17 protein-coding genes are annotated in these 17,272 nt (G+C 61.5%); 10 read left to right on the top strand and 7 right to left on the bottom strand.

The window, feature by feature from the left end; translation table 11 throughout:
- Positions 1 to 140: 140 nt before the first annotated feature.
- The 3 genes from CEW89_RS14045 to CEW89_RS14055 form a co-directional block, all read right to left on the bottom strand.
- Positions 141 to 2,216 (bottom strand): GumC family protein, encoded by a 2,076-nt coding sequence (locus tag CEW89_RS14045; RefSeq protein WP_066707605.1) that lies wholly within the window; start codon positions 2,214 to 2,216, stop codon positions 141 to 143.
- A gap of 106 nt (positions 2,217 to 2,322) precedes the next feature.
- Positions 2,323 to 2,976, bottom strand: a complete 654-nt coding sequence (locus CEW89_RS14050; protein WP_096806314.1) for a YjbF family lipoprotein — start codon at positions 2,974 to 2,976, stop codon at positions 2,323 to 2,325.
- A complete protein-coding gene (locus CEW89_RS14055) occupies positions 2,973 to 5,039 on the bottom strand; it encodes a YjbH domain-containing protein (protein ID WP_096807254.1) in 2,067 nt (688 codons plus the stop codon). The genes CEW89_RS14050 and CEW89_RS14055 overlap by 4 nt, the downstream gene beginning before the upstream one ends.
- Positions 5,040 to 5,422: 383 nt before the next feature.
- On the opposite strand from CEW89_RS14055, the gene CEW89_RS14060 reads away from it, so the two are divergent.
- Positions 5,423 to 6,169 carry a metallophosphoesterase family protein gene (locus CEW89_RS14060; protein WP_096806315.1) on the top strand — a complete coding sequence of 249 codons (747 nt, stop codon included), beginning with the start codon at positions 5,423 to 5,425 and terminating at the stop codon, positions 6,167 to 6,169.
- Between the two features lie 22 nt (positions 6,170 to 6,191).
- On the opposite strand, the gene CEW89_RS14065 is transcribed toward CEW89_RS14060, so the two are convergent.
- Both CEW89_RS14065 and CEW89_RS14070 read right to left on the bottom strand, forming a co-directional pair.
- Complete coding sequence (locus tag CEW89_RS14065) at positions 6,192 to 6,524, bottom strand: phage holin family protein (protein ID WP_096806316.1); 333 nt, start codon at positions 6,522 to 6,524, stop codon at positions 6,192 to 6,194.
- An 8-nt stretch (positions 6,525 to 6,532) separates the two neighbouring features.
- Positions 6,533 to 6,859 (bottom strand): ElaB/YgaM/YqjD family protein, encoded by a 327-nt coding sequence (locus CEW89_RS14070; RefSeq protein ID WP_157779866.1) that lies wholly within the window; start codon positions 6,857 to 6,859, stop codon positions 6,533 to 6,535.
- A 156-nt stretch (positions 6,860 to 7,015) separates the two neighbouring features.
- Between CEW89_RS14070 and CEW89_RS14075 the strand changes: the two genes are divergently transcribed.
- Together CEW89_RS14075 and CEW89_RS14080 are read left to right on the top strand one after the other, a co-directional pair.
- Complete coding sequence (locus CEW89_RS14075) at positions 7,016 to 7,189, top strand: DUF1328 domain-containing protein (RefSeq protein ID WP_081423923.1); 174 nt, start codon at positions 7,016 to 7,018, stop codon at positions 7,187 to 7,189.
- A 53-nt stretch (positions 7,190 to 7,242) separates the two neighbouring features.
- Positions 7,243 to 7,740: a Dps family protein gene (locus CEW89_RS14080; protein WP_096806318.1), complete on the top strand. Its 498-nt coding sequence runs from the start codon at positions 7,243 to 7,245 to the stop codon at positions 7,738 to 7,740.
- Positions 7,741 to 7,818: 78 nt separating this feature from the next.
- On the opposite strand, the gene CEW89_RS14085 is transcribed toward CEW89_RS14080, so the two are convergent.
- Complete coding sequence (locus CEW89_RS14085) at positions 7,819 to 8,631, bottom strand: response regulator (protein ID WP_096806319.1); 813 nt, start codon at positions 8,629 to 8,631, stop codon at positions 7,819 to 7,821.
- A gap of 122 nt (positions 8,632 to 8,753) precedes the next feature.
- Between CEW89_RS14085 and CEW89_RS21070 the strand changes: the two genes are divergently transcribed.
- Genes CEW89_RS21070 through CEW89_RS14095 form a run of 3 tightly spaced genes read left to right on the top strand, consistent with a single transcriptional unit; the run spans position 8,754 to position 11,249 of the window.
- Complete coding sequence (locus CEW89_RS21070) at positions 8,754 to 8,906, top strand: NepR family anti-sigma factor (RefSeq protein WP_198403427.1); 153 nt, start codon at positions 8,754 to 8,756, stop codon at positions 8,904 to 8,906.
- Positions 8,896 to 9,504, top strand: coding sequence for an RNA polymerase sigma factor (locus CEW89_RS14090; RefSeq protein WP_066707626.1), 609 nt, complete (start codon positions 8,896 to 8,898; stop codon positions 9,502 to 9,504). The genes CEW89_RS21070 and CEW89_RS14090 overlap by 11 nt, the downstream gene beginning before the upstream one ends.
- A complete protein-coding gene (locus CEW89_RS14095) occupies positions 9,501 to 11,249 on the top strand; it encodes a sensor histidine kinase (RefSeq protein WP_096806320.1) in 1,749 nt (582 codons plus the stop codon). The genes CEW89_RS14090 and CEW89_RS14095 overlap by 4 nt, the downstream gene beginning before the upstream one ends.
- A 31-nt stretch (positions 11,250 to 11,280) precedes the next feature.
- On the opposite strand, the gene CEW89_RS14100 is transcribed toward CEW89_RS14095, so the two are convergent.
- Positions 11,281 to 12,267 carry an AI-2E family transporter gene (locus CEW89_RS14100; RefSeq protein WP_157779867.1) on the bottom strand — a complete coding sequence of 329 codons (987 nt, stop codon included), beginning with the start codon at positions 12,265 to 12,267 and terminating at the stop codon, positions 11,281 to 11,283.
- Positions 12,268 to 12,455: 188 nt separating this feature from the next.
- On the opposite strand from CEW89_RS14100, the gene CEW89_RS14105 reads away from it, so the two are divergent.
- From CEW89_RS14105 to CEW89_RS14120, 4 genes are all read left to right on the top strand, one after another.
- Positions 12,456 to 13,196: an OB-fold-containig protein gene (locus tag CEW89_RS14105; protein WP_157779868.1), complete on the top strand. Its 741-nt coding sequence runs from the start codon at positions 12,456 to 12,458 to the stop codon at positions 13,194 to 13,196.
- Between the two features lie 50 nt (positions 13,197 to 13,246).
- On the top strand, positions 13,247 to 14,929 hold the full coding sequence (locus CEW89_RS14110; protein WP_066707635.1) for a flotillin family protein: 1,683 nt from the start codon (positions 13,247 to 13,249) through the stop codon (positions 14,927 to 14,929).
- Between the two features lie 121 nt (positions 14,930 to 15,050).
- Positions 15,051 to 15,953 carry a LysR family transcriptional regulator gene (locus tag CEW89_RS14115; RefSeq protein ID WP_066707638.1) on the top strand — a complete coding sequence of 301 codons (903 nt, stop codon included), beginning with the start codon at positions 15,051 to 15,053 and terminating at the stop codon, positions 15,951 to 15,953.
- 118 nt (positions 15,954 to 16,071) lie between these two features.
- Positions 16,072 to 17,238, top strand: coding sequence for an ABC transporter substrate-binding protein (locus CEW89_RS14120; RefSeq protein ID WP_244906073.1), 1,167 nt, complete (start codon positions 16,072 to 16,074; stop codon positions 17,236 to 17,238).
- The last annotated feature ends 34 nt before the right edge of the window (positions 17,239 to 17,272 follow it).

The raw sequence follows: 17,272 nt of genomic DNA on the forward strand, positions 1-17,272 counted from the left end.
GTCCTTGTTCAAATGCACAGCTTAGAGCTGTCATAACGAAAAATAACGCGCGCAACCATTCGGTTTTCCTTTTGGCGATGGGGAAGCGCGTCAGGCGCCTCGAAACCGAGGCAGATCATGGGAGATGTCCTGAGATTCGGTCAGTTTGTGTAATACTTGGCGCCATAAGAGCCGTAGGCCCCATAGGAGTCCCCGTAGCCATAGTGTTTCATGCCTTTCGGGTCGATCTGGTTGAGCACCAGCCCGGTGACACTCACTCCGACAGTCTCGAACATCCGCAGCGCGTCCCGCACCTGGGTCTTCGTGGTCTTGTCCCAATGGACGGTGAAGAGCACCGTATCGGCATGTTGAGCGACAACCCGCGCATCGGGGACGACGAGGACCGGCGGCGTGTCGATAATGACCATGTCATAGGCTTTGCGCGCGGTTTCAAGGAAGTCTGCGAATCTCTCGGAGGACAGGATATCCGCGGCATTGACGTTCGAGGGTTCGCTGATGAGGATGTCGGCCTTCATCACCGGATCGTGCATGACGGCCTCCTCGAGGGAGATCTCCCCGGCGAGAACGGCCATGATCCCCTTGGCGTCCTTGACGTCGAGATACTGGCTGAACACACGGCGTCGGATATCGCCTTCGATCAGCAGGACCTTTTTCCCGAGCCCGACGAAATTCTGGGCCAGCGCGAAGGAAACCGTGGTTTTCCCTTCACCGGGCAGAGAGGAGCTCAGCATGATGATTTGCGGTGTCTTGTCCAGCCCGGACAACATCACGGAGGTTCGAAGGTTGCGGACCGCCTCGGCCGCCGCAGAGGCCGGTTTGTCCGCAAGATATTCCAACCCTTCGCGACGGTTGTTCGAGGGCAGAAGCGGGATTTGTCCCATCACGGACAGGCCGGTTTCCGCTTCAAGATCGGAGGCCTGCCGGTAGCCGTGTTGCCGCATTTCCCACAGCAAGGCCAAAGCCGCGCCGATCATGGCGCCAAGAATAATCGACATGGCCAGAATGAGCGATTTGCGTGGCTCTGAAGGTCCGTCGGGCAATACCGCGTTGGACAGAATACGGCTGTCCGCCTGTTGAATGCCTTCCTGTGCCGATGTCTCCTTGAGGCGGCTCAGGAAATATTCGTACAGCAACCGGCTGGCCTCGGCTTCGCGGGTCAACTGCTGAAGCTGGATCAGCTCGTCGCTTTGCCTGGCGATATCCGCCTCACGCATCGCGATGCTGGTTTCGAGGGATTGCACCTGTGCCTCTGTGCGCTGCACCTGCGTGGAGGCTTGCATCACAAGCTGGTTGAACCGGGCGTCGAAAGCGGCGCCCTCACCCGTTTCGTGATACAGCGTCGCCAGACGAGGATCGCCCGCAACTTCGGCTTTCTGTCCGGCGGAGGCCGTTTTCGCCGCGTTCAACGCGTCCAGCCGTGCGGTTTCGCTTTGCAGGGAGGTGCGCATGGTCTGAAGCCGCTCGCGCAACTCCTTGAGCTGACGTTCGAGCGCCTGGACGGTTTCGATGCTGACGACTTCCGAATTGGCCGAGAATTCCGAGACACGCGCTTCGGCCTGTTCCAGCTCCAGTTTGAGGTCCGCGACCCGTGTCGTGAGCCATTCTGAGGCATCGCGGGTCGCTTCGAATTTCACATCCATCTGATAGAGAATGTATTGTTCCGCGATCGTATCGGCGAGCAGGGCGGATTTCTCCGCAGCTTCGGTTTCGACCGTGACTTGCAGGACATAGGTATTGGGCACGTTGCGCACGGACATGCGTTCCAGCATGGCGTTGATCGCCAGAGTGGTCTGCTGGTCTTGCGTCGGCCTGTCGCGCTCCGAGCCGGTCAGAACATTCCTGAGCCTGGTTTTCAGGCCGGGTGGCACAAGGGTGGCGTTGAACTCGGGGTCTTCCGTCAGCTTCGCGGCAGTGACGACGCGCTCGAGCAGGCGGCGGCTTTTGAGCACCTCGACTTCGGTGTTGATGGCTTCGGAATCGGTTCCGAGGCTTGGCAAGACCGCGCCGAGATCCAGCAACTGTTCACCAGAGGAATCGAGCAGGATCACGGAGGTGGCCCGATATTTCGGGGTCGCAATTGCAAATGCGTAAACGGCACCAATCAGGGCGCAAGCCACGATGCTTGCGAGAATCCACAGTTTCTTGCGCCAGAGCACGCTGAGCAAGGCGCCAAGGTCGATCACGTCGTCGTCGGAGATGTTCGGAGAGGAGGGCAACGCTAACTTGTTCCTTTTACATGATACTTTTTGAGATCAATCCGAAAACCGAGAGGACGGCAACCGTGTTTCGGCCATACCCCTTCTTTTGTCACAGGACTGAGTTTCAAGGTTTGATGAGCCGGAGGGCCAATTCACCGGTCTCCGTACTGACCCACTGACGTGACTGTACGATGGTCCGGGTGCCGCGCTCCACCCAGAACAGATTGCGAAAAGCCATCTGGCCGTTCCGGCAGGTTTCATAAAACAGCTCTGTGTCCGCGGTGTAACTTTCGCTGAGCTGAACGGGTTCCCGTTTCTCGCGGGTGATCTGACAGCGGAAGGCAAAGGTCTCGGCGGTGCTTCCTTCGGTGAGCAGGGTGACGAAACGTTCGGTGACAGTTTCCCGCCCGGATGTGAGGGCCGCCCGCGTGGCTCGCGCATCCGCCGCGAGCTGATCGTCGCCGAAGCCGCGCGTGGCAATCAACATCCCGTCCTTCATCCCAAGAGACAGCCGGTCCGGAGAAATCCAGGTTTCCTCGCCCCTGGCATTGACCGTCTGGCGCAGGAAGATCGTGTAGGCGTTTTCGCCGTTCTGAAGCCCGGCCACATAGCCCGGGGCTCCTGAGCGTTGGGCCGCGAGAAAGTCGGCGCCGGGTTCGAACCCTTTGGAACGGTTGAAGAATTGCTGGGCGAGCGCGGACTGGTTCGGGTCCGACGAACAGCCGCTCAGCACCGCGACAAAGCCGAGCAGGAGTGCGATGCGGGTCTTCACGCTCATCTCCAGAACCTCCCCCAACGGTCTTCCAGCTCGTTTGTCTGGCTGGCCCTGACCACTTCGTAAAGCCGGTTGCGCACATCGAGCCGCGCACCTCCGTCGCGCTGGACCGGGCGGATGGTCGTGCCATAGCCGCCTTGCACCGGCGCGCCGCTCAGCCAGTCGATCGGGACGGTGAAGCGAATCCCCTTGTCGAAGGAGCCTTCGCCGAAATCGTCGAAGGAGACATCGGTGAGGGTGAAAAAGGCGCCGACCCGGAAGCCATTGTCGAATTCGCGGTCGAGAGAAAACGTCGCGCCATAATCCCCGGCGAGATAGCGCCCGACATCGACCTGGCCGAGATAGCCGCGACCGAAATCGTAATAGACCGAGGCATGGCCGGTCACGATGTCGTACTCCTGAAATCCGAAGAGCTGATCGAATTCCCTCTGTTTCGCGTAGTTCACTTCGGCACCAAGCGCGAGCGGACCGTTGACCGGTTTCCAGAGCAGTTCCGTGGACAGGCCCCCATACATGGTTTCCAGATAACCCGCGGTCACCCGGCCAAAGAGGTTCTTGCCGGGACGGAAGAAATATTCCGCCGTGAGATGCTTGATCTCCAGATCGGATTGCTTGGCATATTCGACGATATCGGTGCGCACATGGGGCAGGACCGAATTGGACGGACGGGTGCTTTCGTCGAGGTTGCCGATGACCGGCTGCCGGATTGCCCCGGAAAAGATCAGCCCGCGCATCGGCTTGAAGGCGGCTTCGGCCTGAAGACCCAGATCGGCGCGCAGGGGGCTGTCGGGGTCGAACAGCGCGGGGTCGAGATAGGGGCTCAGACGCCAGTCGAATTTGGGATAGGTGCCGGCGATCGTCGCAGCCTCCGTACGGGGTGCGTCCTCGAAACCGGCGCGGGCATAGCTGCGCCAACTGCCATCGAGATCGTATTCCAGTGCTTCGAGATCGTCGCGGCGCAGGGTGGTGCGCGCGGTGGTCATCCCGTTCGCGGTGCTTTCCACGCGAAAGGTCGTCACCGTCTCGGGCAGATGATTGGCCAGAACACGGGCTGTGCGGCCGAGCGCCTGGGCCTCGGCCGGATAACGCCCGTTGGCAATGCGCACCGTGGCGGTCGCGCCCTCGACCGTGATGCCTTCGAGCGTGATGCCCTGATCCCGGAGCGCGGCGGACAGGGGGCTGTTGCCGGTCTGAACACTGCCTTCATTCCAGGACAGCGCCGCGGCGCTCTGGCGCGGCATGAGGGCTGGCGGGGCTTCTTCGATGCCGCTGGCATAGGCGGGGGTCCGTGGGTTGATCGGCAGGCTGGCCATGAAGCCGATCTCGGAGCCGTGCAGCGCATAGACCGTCAGATCCGCCCCGTTGTCGAACCCGTAGGACAGCGCGGCATTGACGGGGGTCTTGTGCTCGAAACCGGCATTCGCGACCTCGGTTTCATAGGCATCGGAGGAATATTCCAGTTTGAAGGACAGGCGTGGATTGATCTGATAGGCCAGCCCGCCAAACAGCGCCGCATCGCCATGGAACCACTGGTCCACGTCGAGCTGCCCGGTGTCGCCACCTGCGCCTTGCACCTCAGAGCGGGTCTTGAAACTGTCGGAGAGCGCGCCCAGAGGGTTCGAAAAGCCGCCATAGCTGCCCAGACGCCCCCAACCGATCCCGCCGGTGACCGCCAGGCGGTCGTCCATGAAATGTTTGGTGGCCGCGATATATTCCGACCCGTATAGCCCGGTGCCCCCGAAGTCGCGGAGGCCGATCACCATCGAAGGGCGCAGCTCGGTTTCCACGGCGAAAAGATAGCCCAGATCGAAGCTCCGGTCGTATCGCGTGGTGCCCGCCCCATCGAAGGCGTCGACAATCGCATAACGGAAACTCCCGAAAACCCGAGGCGTGATCTGAAAACTGAGGTTGTACTTCTGCGTGCCGCTATGGAAAGCCGTCGACAGTTGCAGGGTGCCATCTTCGAAGACATCGCCGGAGGGCATGTCGATGAGACCGGGAGTACCGAACTCGGAGACCGGAAACCTGAGTTCCACATCCTGGCTCAGAGCGGGTGTGGCGGACATGGCTGCGAAGACCCAAAGCCCATGAAAATATTTATGAAACGTCACTCCGCACCTCAAGCTTTTGGAGTCGTATAGCTTGCCTGACCCGACATGAAAACTCTCCTCTATATTGTGCGGCAGAGGATGTGCCGTCAAACAGGTCATATTGTGTCATTTGCATCGGTCGGCGCTTTTTCGCTCTTAAATTCAGCGGAGAAATGTCGTTGGCGTCTGCGGCAGGGGGGGGACGTCCGGTGTCGAAACAGGGGAAAGGACCTCTGGAAACCCGTGCGCAGAGACCATAGCTTTTGCAGGCAGAAGGCGATGGGGGCTGCCCCGTCGAAGGCCGAGCTGAAAGGACCGCTCTAGTGCTCAGACATTTGTTCCGCCGCAGCAGGCCCCAGATGACGGAGGCGCCGCTCCCGCAGCGTTTCGATGGGGGCGCTCCGGCGCCCGAGGGGGCGCTGGCCATTGTCGGGGATCTTCATGGCCAGCTTGCCTGTCTGGACAGGATGATCGACCAACTGTCCGAGCGCGCCGGATCGTCGCGCTGGATTTTCGTCGGTGATTTCATTGATCGCGGGGACCACAGCGCCGAGGTCCTCGACCGTCTCAGGACGCTCGAATCGGACCGTCCCGACACGGTGTTCCTCCTCGGCAACCACGAAGAGATGATGCTGGCTTTCCTGAGGGACCCTGAACAGGCTGGGAACCGCTGGATGCGCCATGGCGGATTGCAGACCATGGCAAGTTTCGGGTCGTTCCAGCTTGGGGTGCAAAATGCGCCCGAGGCGTTGCGCGTCGCGCGGGACAGGCTTGTGGAGGTCATGCCCGAGGGGTTGCAGACCTGGCTCGCCGGGCGACCGCGGTGGTTCGAAAGCGGCAATGTGGCCGTGGTGCACGCCGGGGCCGATCCCGCGACGCCGATGGGATTGCAAAAGGATCAGTCCCTGACATGGGGGCACCGCGCTTTTGGGCAGCAGGTCCGCAAAGACGGTGTCTGGGTCGTGCATGGCCATACAATCGTCGATCTGCCACAGGAGAAGAACGGTGTCATTTCCATAGACACCGGGGCCTATGCGACGGGGCGTTTGACGGCAGCGTTGATCGCCGACGGTCAGGTCGAATTCGTGCAGGCCCGAGCGCAGTGATGCGTCGGAGCCTCTTGAGCGTTCATCTGCGCATGGATCTGCCGGCCTGGACCCCTTCTCCGAACGCCAGAGCGATACGTGCGAAGAGATCTTGTTGCGTTGGACCGGAGGGGGACGCGAGCGGTGTCGGTGGCGTCTGACGTTTCGTGGCGAGAGCCAGGGCCATGAGGCCGGCGCCGACGTAAAGCAGCCCGATCACGAGAGCGGCGAATTGTGCGCCGTGAAGGGCGGAAAGCACGAGCCAGGCTGCGACGGTCAGAAAACCGGTCCCGACCAAAAGCAGGAGCAGTCCGACCGAGGCCCAGGCCGCACGACGTGCGCCCCGGGCCACTTTTGTTTGAATGGCGTTCAGCATGAGAGGCCTCAGCGACGCGCGGTCAGAAGGCCGACGAGAAAGCCGACACCCGCCGCGATTCCGACCGAGGCCGCCGGATTGGCACGCACTGCCTGCTCCGCGCCGGCATAGGCGTCGCGGGCCTGTTTGCGGGCGTGCTGGGCGGTTTCCGCGCCTTTCTTCTTCGCGGCTTCATAGGTCTCTTCCGCGGTGGCGCCGATCTGCTCTTTCTGAGCGCGGCCATAGTCCGCCAGCGTGCTGGTCAGCGCCGCCACATCGGCTTTCAGGGTTTCGAGTTGAGCCGAAAGATCTGCAGACGTTTGTTCGACGGCATCATTGGTTTGAACGCGAGCCATGATCAGTCTCCTTTTCGTTTCCATGTTGCCGACCCAACGCGCAGACCGATCAGAATGTTCCGGGAAACCCGTTCGGAACCAATCCATGAAAGCCTGCGTTGACTCCCCAGACCGCGTCAGTTGACGCACCAAACAATCGCAACTTAGGAGGCTCCCATGCTTGGCTGGGCACTTACTTTTCTGATCGTCGCGATTATCGCCGGGGTTTTTGGCTTCGGTGGCATCGCAAGCGCATCCGCCGGGATCGCGCAAATCCTGTTCTTCATCTTCATCGCCCTGTTCCTTCTGGCGATGGTCGCGCGTGCGGTTCGGGGCAAGCCGCCGGTTTGATCCGGCGCACCCCTGTCCCCCTTCGCCAACATCACATTTGAAAGGAACGCATCATGGCAGATATTCTTGAAACAACTCCCGCAGCGACATCGGTCAAAACCGGGGTGAAATCCCCGAAACCCGTGGCAACGGGTCTCGCTCAGGTGCTGACGGATACCTACACGCTGCTCCTGAAGACTCATATCTATCACTGGAACGTCGAAGGCCCGTTGTTCTACAGCATTCACACGCTGACCGAGGAACAATACGGTGCACTGTTCGCGGCGACCGACGAGTTGGCCGAACGCATCCGCGCGCTTGGGCAACTGGCGCCGATGTCGGTGAGCGATGTTCTGGGGGGCGCGAAACTCAAGGACGCGCCCAAGTCGCCGAGCGCCCATGACATGGTGGCCGATTTGGCGTCCGACCACGAACATCTCGCGGCCCAGATGCACAAGCTGATCAAGCTCGCGGAAGAGCATGATGACGATGTGACGGCCGATCTGGCGACCGCGCGCGCGGCATTTCATGAGAAAGCGGCCTGGATGCTTCGGGCGATTGCGAAATCGTAACGTCCTGAACGCCTGTCATAACAAACGCCCCGCCGGGAGACCGACGGGGCGTTTTCATGTCGAACGGATCGGTGTCGCTCAGGACACCAGGGTTTCCGTGCTCGAAAAGAACATTGCCTGCGACACGGCGGAGCGCACCTGTTCCTCGCTGTAGGGTTTGGTGATGACGAAAGCCGGTTCCGGGCGTTCGCCGGTCAGAAGGCGTTCGGGGAAGGCGGTGATGAAGATCACCGGAATGTCGGCGGCGCTCTTGAGGATGTCGTTCACGGCGTCGATGCCCGACGAGCCATCGGCGAGCTGGATGTCGGAAAGGATCAGATCGGGGCGGGTTTCCGCGGCAAGTTTCACCGCTTCGCTGGCGATGCTGGCCACACCGGTGATCTGATGGCCCATGTCCGCCACGATGCCCTGAAGATCGAGCGCGATGATGGCTTCGTCCTCGATCACCATGACGCGGCCCTGAATGCTGTCGACCATTTCCGTTTCTGCGACACTCAACAGGTGTTCGACCTCATCGGCATCGGTGCCCATGATTTCGGCCACCTCGTCGAGGGTGAATTCCTCGATTGTGTGCAGCAAAAGCGCCTCGCGGGTGTTGGGCGTCAGGCGGCGCAGGTGGGCCTGGGCGCGTTTGGCGAGCCCTGTCTCGTCCTCGCCCGTCGGCGCACCGGCACTCGACCAGATCAGGTGAAATGCGTGGAACAAAGCCACTTTCGGGCTTTCGATCTGATCGAACACCGAACGATCGCTCAGCAACGCTTCGAGCGTGGTCGCCGCGTATTTGTCCCCGGTCTGCTGGTCTCCGGTCAGCGCACGCGCATAGCGGCGCAGATAGGGCAGAAGGCTGGCCACAATCAGGGACAGTTTCTTCTCTGTCGGAGCTGTCGACATAAATTTCGTCCTTTTTTCGATTTTCTCGGAACCGAACGCAAAGGAAACGCGTTTGGTTCCCAAAAGGGTGTTAATTTTTTTCGGGATGTCATCTCCCAAGGTGGCCCGAGACGGGAAAGACAATGGCGCAGCACAGATCAAAACACGAGCTCGACGAGCAAATCGAGGCAAACCTCAAAAGAGTTTATCAAAAGACGCTGGAAGAAGAGATTCCTGACCGGTTTCTTGACCTGCTTGAGAAACTCAAGAAACAGGATGCCCAGAATGACCAGTGAGGACAGTTCGACCCGGAGTGGCCTTGATAACGGCGCCGCACTCGATCCGCGCGAGGAGATCGTCACCCATCTGCCCGCAATGCGTGCCTTTGCCCTCAGCCTTACCCGGAATCCGTCGCAAGCGGACGATCTTGTGCAGGATGCGGTGATCAAGGCCTGGAAGAACCTGTCGTCCTTTCAGGTCGGCACCAACATGCGGGCCTGGCTTTTCACCATCCTGCGCAACACTTTCTATTCCGACCGGCGCAAGAGAAAGCGCGAGGTGCAGGACACGGATGGCGTCTTCGCGGCCACGCTTGCCAAGAAGCCGGATCATGACGGGCGCCTCGCAATGGCCGATTTCGAAGCCGCCTTCGTACAGCTCAAGGCCGAACAGCGTGAGGCACTGATGCTTGTGGGCGCGATGGGCTTTTCCTATGAGGAAGCCGCCGAGACCTGTGACGTGGCGGTGGGCACGATCAAGAGCCGGGTCAACCGCGCGCGGCAGCGGCTTACGGAACTGATGGAACTCGAAGAAGGTGAAACCCTCGAGTTGACCGATCAGGAGACCATGGCCGTGATGAGTTCCGCCGTGCCGAGCCGGGGGACTGCTGCGTGACGGCGAAAAACTGGCGTGGTTACGTCGACGGTTTGGGATTGCGCATCGCGGCGCTGCTGTCGATTGCGCTGTTCCCGATCGGTCTGATCGCCGTTTCGATCACGCATCAGTTTTCCGAGGCCGCAGACGAGCGGGCGCAAAGCAACCTGCTGGCGCTGACGGCGCAGGCCGCAGCGGGGGAGGAGGCCTTGATCCGCACCGGCTTCGGTTCCACGGATGCGCTCGCGGCGGTGATCCCGTCGATCGAGGCCGACACGTCGGCCTGCAATCGGATTTTCGTGGATTTCATTGCCGATAATCAGGCGTTTTCCTTTGCCGGCTATGTCGGGACGGATGGTATCCTGAAATGCGGATCGAGCGCGGTCGGTTACGATTTCAAGGGGCGCGAAGTCTATCAGGGCATGATGCAGCATCCCGGCCCGCGCAGCGATCTGATTTTCAATGCGCCGATCAGCAAGACATCGGTCATCGTCCTGTCCGCGCCGGTCTATCGCGACGGCGCCTTCGATGGCTATGTGACCGTTTCCCTGCCACATAACGAAACCCGAATGAAGCTGGAGAACCAGCCGGTCGACCGACCGGTGGATCTCATCACCTTCAACAATGAGGGCGAAATTTTGAGTGCGGCCGGAGGATTGCAGGGCGTGGTCGGGGAATTACCCGCCGGGCGTCCGCTCGTCGGTTTGGCCGGGCAGTATCGCTTTTCCTTCACAGGTCAGACCAACGATGGCGAGGAGCGGGTCTTTGCCGTGGTTCCGATCCTGCGCGATCAGGTTTACGCCATCGGCAGTTGGCCGCAGGAGCGGCTCTCGGTTGCGCCGGGTCTGTCCATTGCTTCGCCGATGTTCTTTCCGATCGCCATGTGGCTGACCAGTCTCGGTGTGGCCTATTTCGCGGTGCACCGGCTGGTGATCAAGCCGATCCGTCGCCTGAGCCGTGACATGCGCGATTTCGCCGTCACGCGGCGCCACGAACAGCGTTACCGGGACACCGGACTGCCGCGTGAGCTGCGCGAAATCGACCAGACCTGGCACAATCTGGCGGAAACCGTGATAAGGGACGAGGCGGAGCTCGAGGACACGATTCACGACAAATCCGTGTTGCTCAAGGAGGTCCATCACCGGGTCAAGAACAACCTGCAACTGATCGCCTCCATCGTGAACATGAAGGTGCGCAAGGCGAAAACCCCCGAGGCGCGCTTTGCCCTCAAGGAGGTGCAGGGCCGTGTGATGAGCATCGCGACGGTGCACCGTAGTCTGTATGAGACCACGACCGAAGGCCGGGTGCGCGCCGACGAGCTGATGCGCAGTACCATCGGCAAGCTGGTCAGCGCCAGCGTCGCCAATGAGGCGCATCTGAAAAGCACGGAGGAGTATGATCCGGTCGTGCTCTATCCCGATCAGGCGGTGCCTTTGTCCCTGTTGGCCACCGAGGCCACGACCAATGCGCTGAAATACATCGGTCGCCCTGAGGAGGGCATGCCCAGGATCGAGGTGCGGCTGAAGACGCTCGAACCGGGCACTGCGCGTTTGATCGTGTCCAATACCAAGGGGACGCCGCTTTTGCCGCCCGAACAGGTGAGCGGCACAGGGCTTGGCACCAATCTGATCAAGGCGTTCGCCCAGCAGCTTGGCGGCAAGCTGGAGGTCGAGGACGGTGATGTTTTCTTTAGCGTCGTCGTGGATTTCCCGATTGCTTCCTTTGACGAGGCGCAGAGGGACAGCGAGATCGTCGAAGTGGACTGAGCCACGGAGGCTGCGCGCTGAACCGGGCGCCTCAGGACGTGTACGGTGTTTCGGGTCCAAGCCCCCGGAACACCGCCAATCCCCAGACCAGAAGCGGAATGGCGATAAACCCGCCGACCGGCCCCCAGAGCCAGAGCCAGAAGCACAGCGACAGAAACACCAGGAGCGGATTGACCTGCATATGTCGTCCGACAAGTGTCGGCGTAACGAATTGCCCTTCGAGGGTGTTCAGCGCGACGAATGTCAGCGGCGGCAGCAATGATGCGGCTCCGTCAAAGGCCATGATGCCCGCGATCAGCAGCGATACGGCGACCATCGCCGGGCCGATATAGAGGATGAAATTCATCAGTGCTGCAACGACACCCCAGAGCAGTGCGCCCGGAAGGCCCATGGCCGCAAAGGCCCCGGCGACGATCGCTCCGAAACAGGTGTTGATCAGCGTGATGGTCAGGAAATAGCGCGACACCCGCGCGTCCGCATCGTGCAGACAATCGAGCGACGGTCCTTCGGGATGCAGTTTTGCAAGCCCCGCGTAAACCTCGTCCCGCGACAGAAGGATGAAGAACAGCGCACCGGCAAAGAGCAGGATTTGGGCGATCAGCGAGGGGGCGGCAAAGAGCGCATCACCGAGCGAGGGCAGGGCCACGGATTGTGCCCCGTCCGAGCCGGAGGTGTCGGGGGCTATCGTGTCCTGCACCTCCTTGGTCACGTCGCTGATCCCGCGAAACACCTGGCGCAGGTGGCTGAGGCCCTCTCTCAACTCGTATTTGATACTCGGGATTTGCGCATAGGCCTGTTCGACCACCGGTTCGGCCAGAAAGAACAGGGCCGCGATCAGTGCCAGCACGGAGGCAAAACTCATCAGCGCGCCCATCGCCGGCGGCACACCGAGACGTTTCCAGAAGGCGGAGACCGGCGAGAGCACCACGGCACAGACAAAAGCCAGGACGAAGGGCGCAAGCAGGGCCTGCGACAGATCGAGCGCCGCGATCACGGCAATGAGCGTCAAGATGATCAAGGCCCAATGCCCTCGCGCGCTTCGCGTCATATTATGGTCTCCATTTTGCATCACAACGCGCGGCACGGCGGCCGGGTTCCGAAGCACGGTCGATCGCAGCTTGATTGCGGCCTGCCGAGACCATAACTTCAACGCAGACCGTCAGGCTCCCATTGCGCTGGGCCGACGCTAGGATGGTGCTGTTTCATATGTCTTTTCTCGAACCCGAGATTTTCCCCTTTCTGATCGCTGCCGGGCTTGTCCTGTTTCTTCTGGTCCTCGAACTTCTGTTGCTGACAACCGGCCTGTCGAGCGGGGCGCCCGCGGCGGAATTGGGCGAGATGCCGGATCTCGATGTGGACCTTGTCGGGATGAGTGCGCCGGAGCTGGCGGCCGAACTGGAGGTGCCGGTCGATCTGGCCGCCGAGATCGAGATCGGACTGGCTGAGGCAGAGCTTCCCGAAGTGTCCGGTGAGGTCGCCTCGGTCCCGTCTTCCGGTGGGCTTCCCGATTTTCTCGGACTGCGCAAGCAACCCCTGACCATCTGGCTGGCGATTTTCCTCGCGCTCTTCGCGGGGACGGGGCTTGCGTTGCAATCCGGGATGATGGCCGTATTCGGTCAGATGTTGCCGCGCCTCGCCGCCGTGCCGCTGGCGCTCATCCCCGCGCTTGGGCTCACCCGGACCCTCTCCGGCGCACTGGCACGTCTGATCCCGCGCGATGAAACCGCCGCGATTTCCGAGCGCAGCCTCGGGCGCCGACGCGGCACCGTCATCGTCGGGACCGCCCGGCGCGGCAGTCCGGCGCAGGTGCGGATTACCGACGGTTACGGCAACACTCATTACGCCATGCTGGAGCCGCTCTCCGACAGGGACGAAATCCCGCAAGGGGCGGAAGTGCTCGTCCTGCGACCGCGCGGTGGAGAGTTGCGCCTCGTTCAGCTCGGGTGACACATCCTCAGACTTATGACCCACCACACTCTTGAAACAGGATATTCCAGATGAATCTCATTCTTGGCGTTGCCATGCCCTTCCTGCTCATCATCGTCGCGTTCCTCGTCGTGGCGCTGGCCTTCGCGCGCATGTACAAACGCTCCACCCGCGAGGTCAGCCTTGTGAAAACCGGTACGGGCGGGCGCAAGGTGATCATCGACGGCGGCACTCTGGTGGTGCCGGTGTTGCATGAGGTCACCCGTATCAACATGCGAACCACCCGACTCGAGGTGCGCCGCGACGGCAATTCCGCTCTGATCACCAAGGACCGTATGCGGGTCGATGTCGGCGTGGAATTCTACGTCACGGTGCAGGCGACCGAAGAGGGCATCGCGCGCGCCGCCCAGACGCTGGGCGACCGGACGTTCGACGAACGCGCGCTGCGCGAGATGGTCGAGGGCAAGCTGGTCGATGGTCTGCGTGCCGTGGCGGCCAAGATGGATCTCGACGATCTGCACGAGAATCGGGCGAATTTTGTCCAGCAGGTGCAGCAGACGGTCACCGAAGACCTGCGCAAGAACGGTCTCGAACTCGAATCCGTGTCGCTGACCGCGCTCGATCAGACTCCGCTCGATGGGCTTGATGAGAACAACGTGTTCAACGCCGAAGGTTTGAAGAACCAGGCGGAGCGTATCGCCGACAGCCGCAAACAGCGTGCGGCCATTGAGGCGGAGGCTGAGGTTGCCGTGGCACGCTCGCGTCAGGAAGCGGAGGTCAAACGCTACGAGGTCGAGCGTGAGCAGGAAGAGGCCCGCGTTGCCCAGCGTGTGAAAATGGAAGAACTCGGCGCGCGAGAAGCTGCCGAGAAAGCCCGCAAGCATGAAGAAGCCGCGACAGCCGCCGAACAGGCCCGGATTGCGCGCGAGAAATCCATCGAGATCGCCGAGCAGGAGCGCCGCAAGGCGATTGAGATCGCCGAACAGGAGCGTCAGATCGCGGTGGCCGAGAAATCCGAGGCCGAAAGCCAGGCCCGTGCGCGCGCCGATCTGGCGAAGGCCGATGCGATCAAGGCGACCGAATCCATCGAAACGGAGCGTCGCGTGGCGGAAGGGGAGCGTCAGAAACGCCTGACCATCCTTGCCGCAGAGGAAGAGGCCGAGAGAAACGCGACCTCGATCCGGGTGGCGGCGAAGGCCGAACGCGAAGCGGCGGACGACCGGGCGGCGGCGATGCGCGAACTGGCGCAGGCGGAAGCCGACAAGGTGACGATCCGCGCCGAGGCCGAAAAGGCCGAACAGCTTGCCCAGGCCGACGGGATGCGCGCCCAGAAACTCGCCGAGGCCGAAGGGACGCGGGCGCTGGCCGAGGCGGAAAACGGCTTGTCGGCGGCGATCATCGACTTCCGTCTCGCCAAGGCGCGGCTTGAAGCCATGCCGCAGATCGTCGCCGAAATGGTGAAACCGGCGGAGAAAATCGGCGGTATCACCATTCACAAGGTCGACGGCCTGACCGGTGGCGGGGTCTCGGGTGTCGAGGCGCCGAAATCCGGGGGCGACGGGCTGGTCAATCAGGCCTTCGACGAGATGCGCAAGATGGCGTTCCAGCTTCCGGCGCTCGATGCGATCGGCAAGCAGGTCGGCTTGAACATGGAAAAGGGCATGGGCCAGATGGTGGCGGATGTGCTCGACGTGCCAGCGCCTGTGACGCCCGCGCCGACAGCCGCCGAAAAACCGGCGGTTCCGGAGGCATAAGCCTCATTCCGCTGGTTTCACGGATATGATGGGCGGTCGCGACGGGAGAGATCCCTTCGCGACCGTTTGCTTTCCGCCAAGGCAATAGACAGGGCGGTCCGGCGCGCGTTAAGGACATCGCATGGCCTTCACACTCAAACAGCTTCGCTATTTCATCGCGGTCGCCGAGAGCGGCACCGTGTCGGGTGCGGCCCAGGCGCTCGCAATTTCGCAATCCGCCGTCACGGAGGCGATCCGGGAGCTGGAGGCGGATCTCGGTGTGCCGCTCTTCACTCGCCATCCGCGTGGTCTCGACATCACCCACAAGGGGCATCAGTTCCTGCGTCACGCGACTGGCATTCTTGCGGGCGTGTCGGATGCGCGCCACGCCCTGACGCAGGAGAGTGAAGACCTGACGGGGACGCTTCATGTCGGGGTAACCTCGCTCGTGGCGGGCTATGTCCTGTCGGATATTCTCGCGCGATTTCGCCGCGCCAACCCGCAGGTGGAGGTGACGGCGCTGGAGGATACGGGCGACTATCTTGAGCACCTTTTGGTCGGTGGCGAGTTGGATGTGGCGGTGATGGTGACCACCAATATGCGCGACCGCATGGCGCTTCAGACCGAGATCATCGACACCTCGCCCTATCAGCTCTGGCTGCCGAACGGGCATGAGTTGACGACGCGGCCTTCCGTTTCGATCGAGGACCTGACGGATGAGCCGATGATCATGCTCAGGATCGACGAGATCGAGGAGGCGACGCGCAAACTCCTGTCGGCTTTCGGGGCGCGTCCGCGCGTGGCGTTTCGCACCCGGTCGGTGGAGGCGGTGCGGTCGCTGGTCGCGACGGGGGCGGGAATCGCGCTTTTGCCGGAGATGGTGTATCGCCGCTGGTCTCTCGAAGGGGACCGCATTGTGTCCAGAGATGTCTCGGGAAGCCTACCTGTTGTGCAGGTTGGAATCGTCTGGCGCAAGGGGGCGCCCCTCACGCGGGTGACGCGCGAATTTATTCTGGCGGCACAAACCCATAAAAACACAAAGTAAAATTACGGTATCAAAATTTCCGATACCCAAAACCTGAGAATTGAATTTGTGAAACCGATAAGAGTTTCACAGGCTTGTGCGCAAGGGAGAGCAACCTCCCATCGCAACAGGGAAAGCCATGATGACACAGATTTTCAAGGCCTGCGTGTCGGGCCTCGCGCTCACCGCGGCCACTGCCGTTCCGCTCCACGCCGCCGATATGCTGACCGAGCTTGGAACGGGCGAAGGCACCGTCTCCATCGTCGCCTGGCCGGGCTATATCGAGCGCGGCGAAACCGATCCGGCCTTCGACTGGGTGACCAAATTCGAAGAGGCCACCAGCTGCAAGGTCGAGATCAAGACCGCCAATACCTCCGACGAGATGGTGGCGCTGATGAACGAAGGCGGGTTCGACCTTGTGACCGCCTCGGGTGATGCTTCGCTGCGCCTCATCGCGGGCGGGCGGGTTCAGCCGATCAACACTGATCTGATCCCGAGCTGGGCGCGGGTCGATGACCGCCTGAAAGATGCGCCCTGGCACACCGTCAAAGGCACGCATTACGGCACACCCTTCATGTGGGGGCCGAATGTGTTGATGTACAACACCGAAGCCTTCCCCGAAGCGCCGACCAGCTGGAATGTCGTTTTCGAAGAGATGACGCTTGCCGATGGCGAAAGCAACAAGGGCCGGGTGCAGGCCTATGACGGGCCGATCTATGTGGCCGACGCCGCGATGTACCTGATGGCGCATCAGCCGGAGCTGGGCATCACCAGCCCCTATGAACTCAATGAAGATCAATACGCTGCAGCACTCGATCTTCTGCGGACTCAGCGCACACTGGTGTCGCGCTACTGGCATGATGCTTTCATCCAGATCGACGACTTCAAGAACGAAGGTATGGTTGCCTCGTCGTCCTGGCCCTTCATGGTCAACCTGTTGAAGGCTGACGGTGTGCCGGTCGCCTCCGTCATTCCCGAAGAGGGGGCGACGGGCTGGGCCGATACGCTCATGCTGCATAGCGACGCGGCGCATCCGAACTGTGCCTATATGTTCATGGAGCACTCCCTGAACTCCAACCTGCAATCCGACCTTTCCGTCTGGTTCGGCGCCGTACCGTCCGTGCCGGAGGCCTGTGCCGACGGTTCGGGCATGCAGACCGCCGAGGGCTGTTCCGCGAACGGCCTCGACGATTTCGACAAGATCCGCTTCTGGCAAACTCCTGTGTCGAGCTGTGAAAGCCAGGGGAGCTGTGTGCCTTATTACCGCTGGGTCTCCGACTACATCGGTGTGATCGGCGGCCGCTGATCTTAAAACCGCCCGGACCCAGGAGCGGTCCGGG

This window comes from Celeribacter ethanolicus, from assembly GCF_002407265.1.
GTDB classification, from domain to species: domain Bacteria; phylum Pseudomonadota; class Alphaproteobacteria; order Rhodobacterales; family Rhodobacteraceae; genus Celeribacter; species Celeribacter ethanolicus.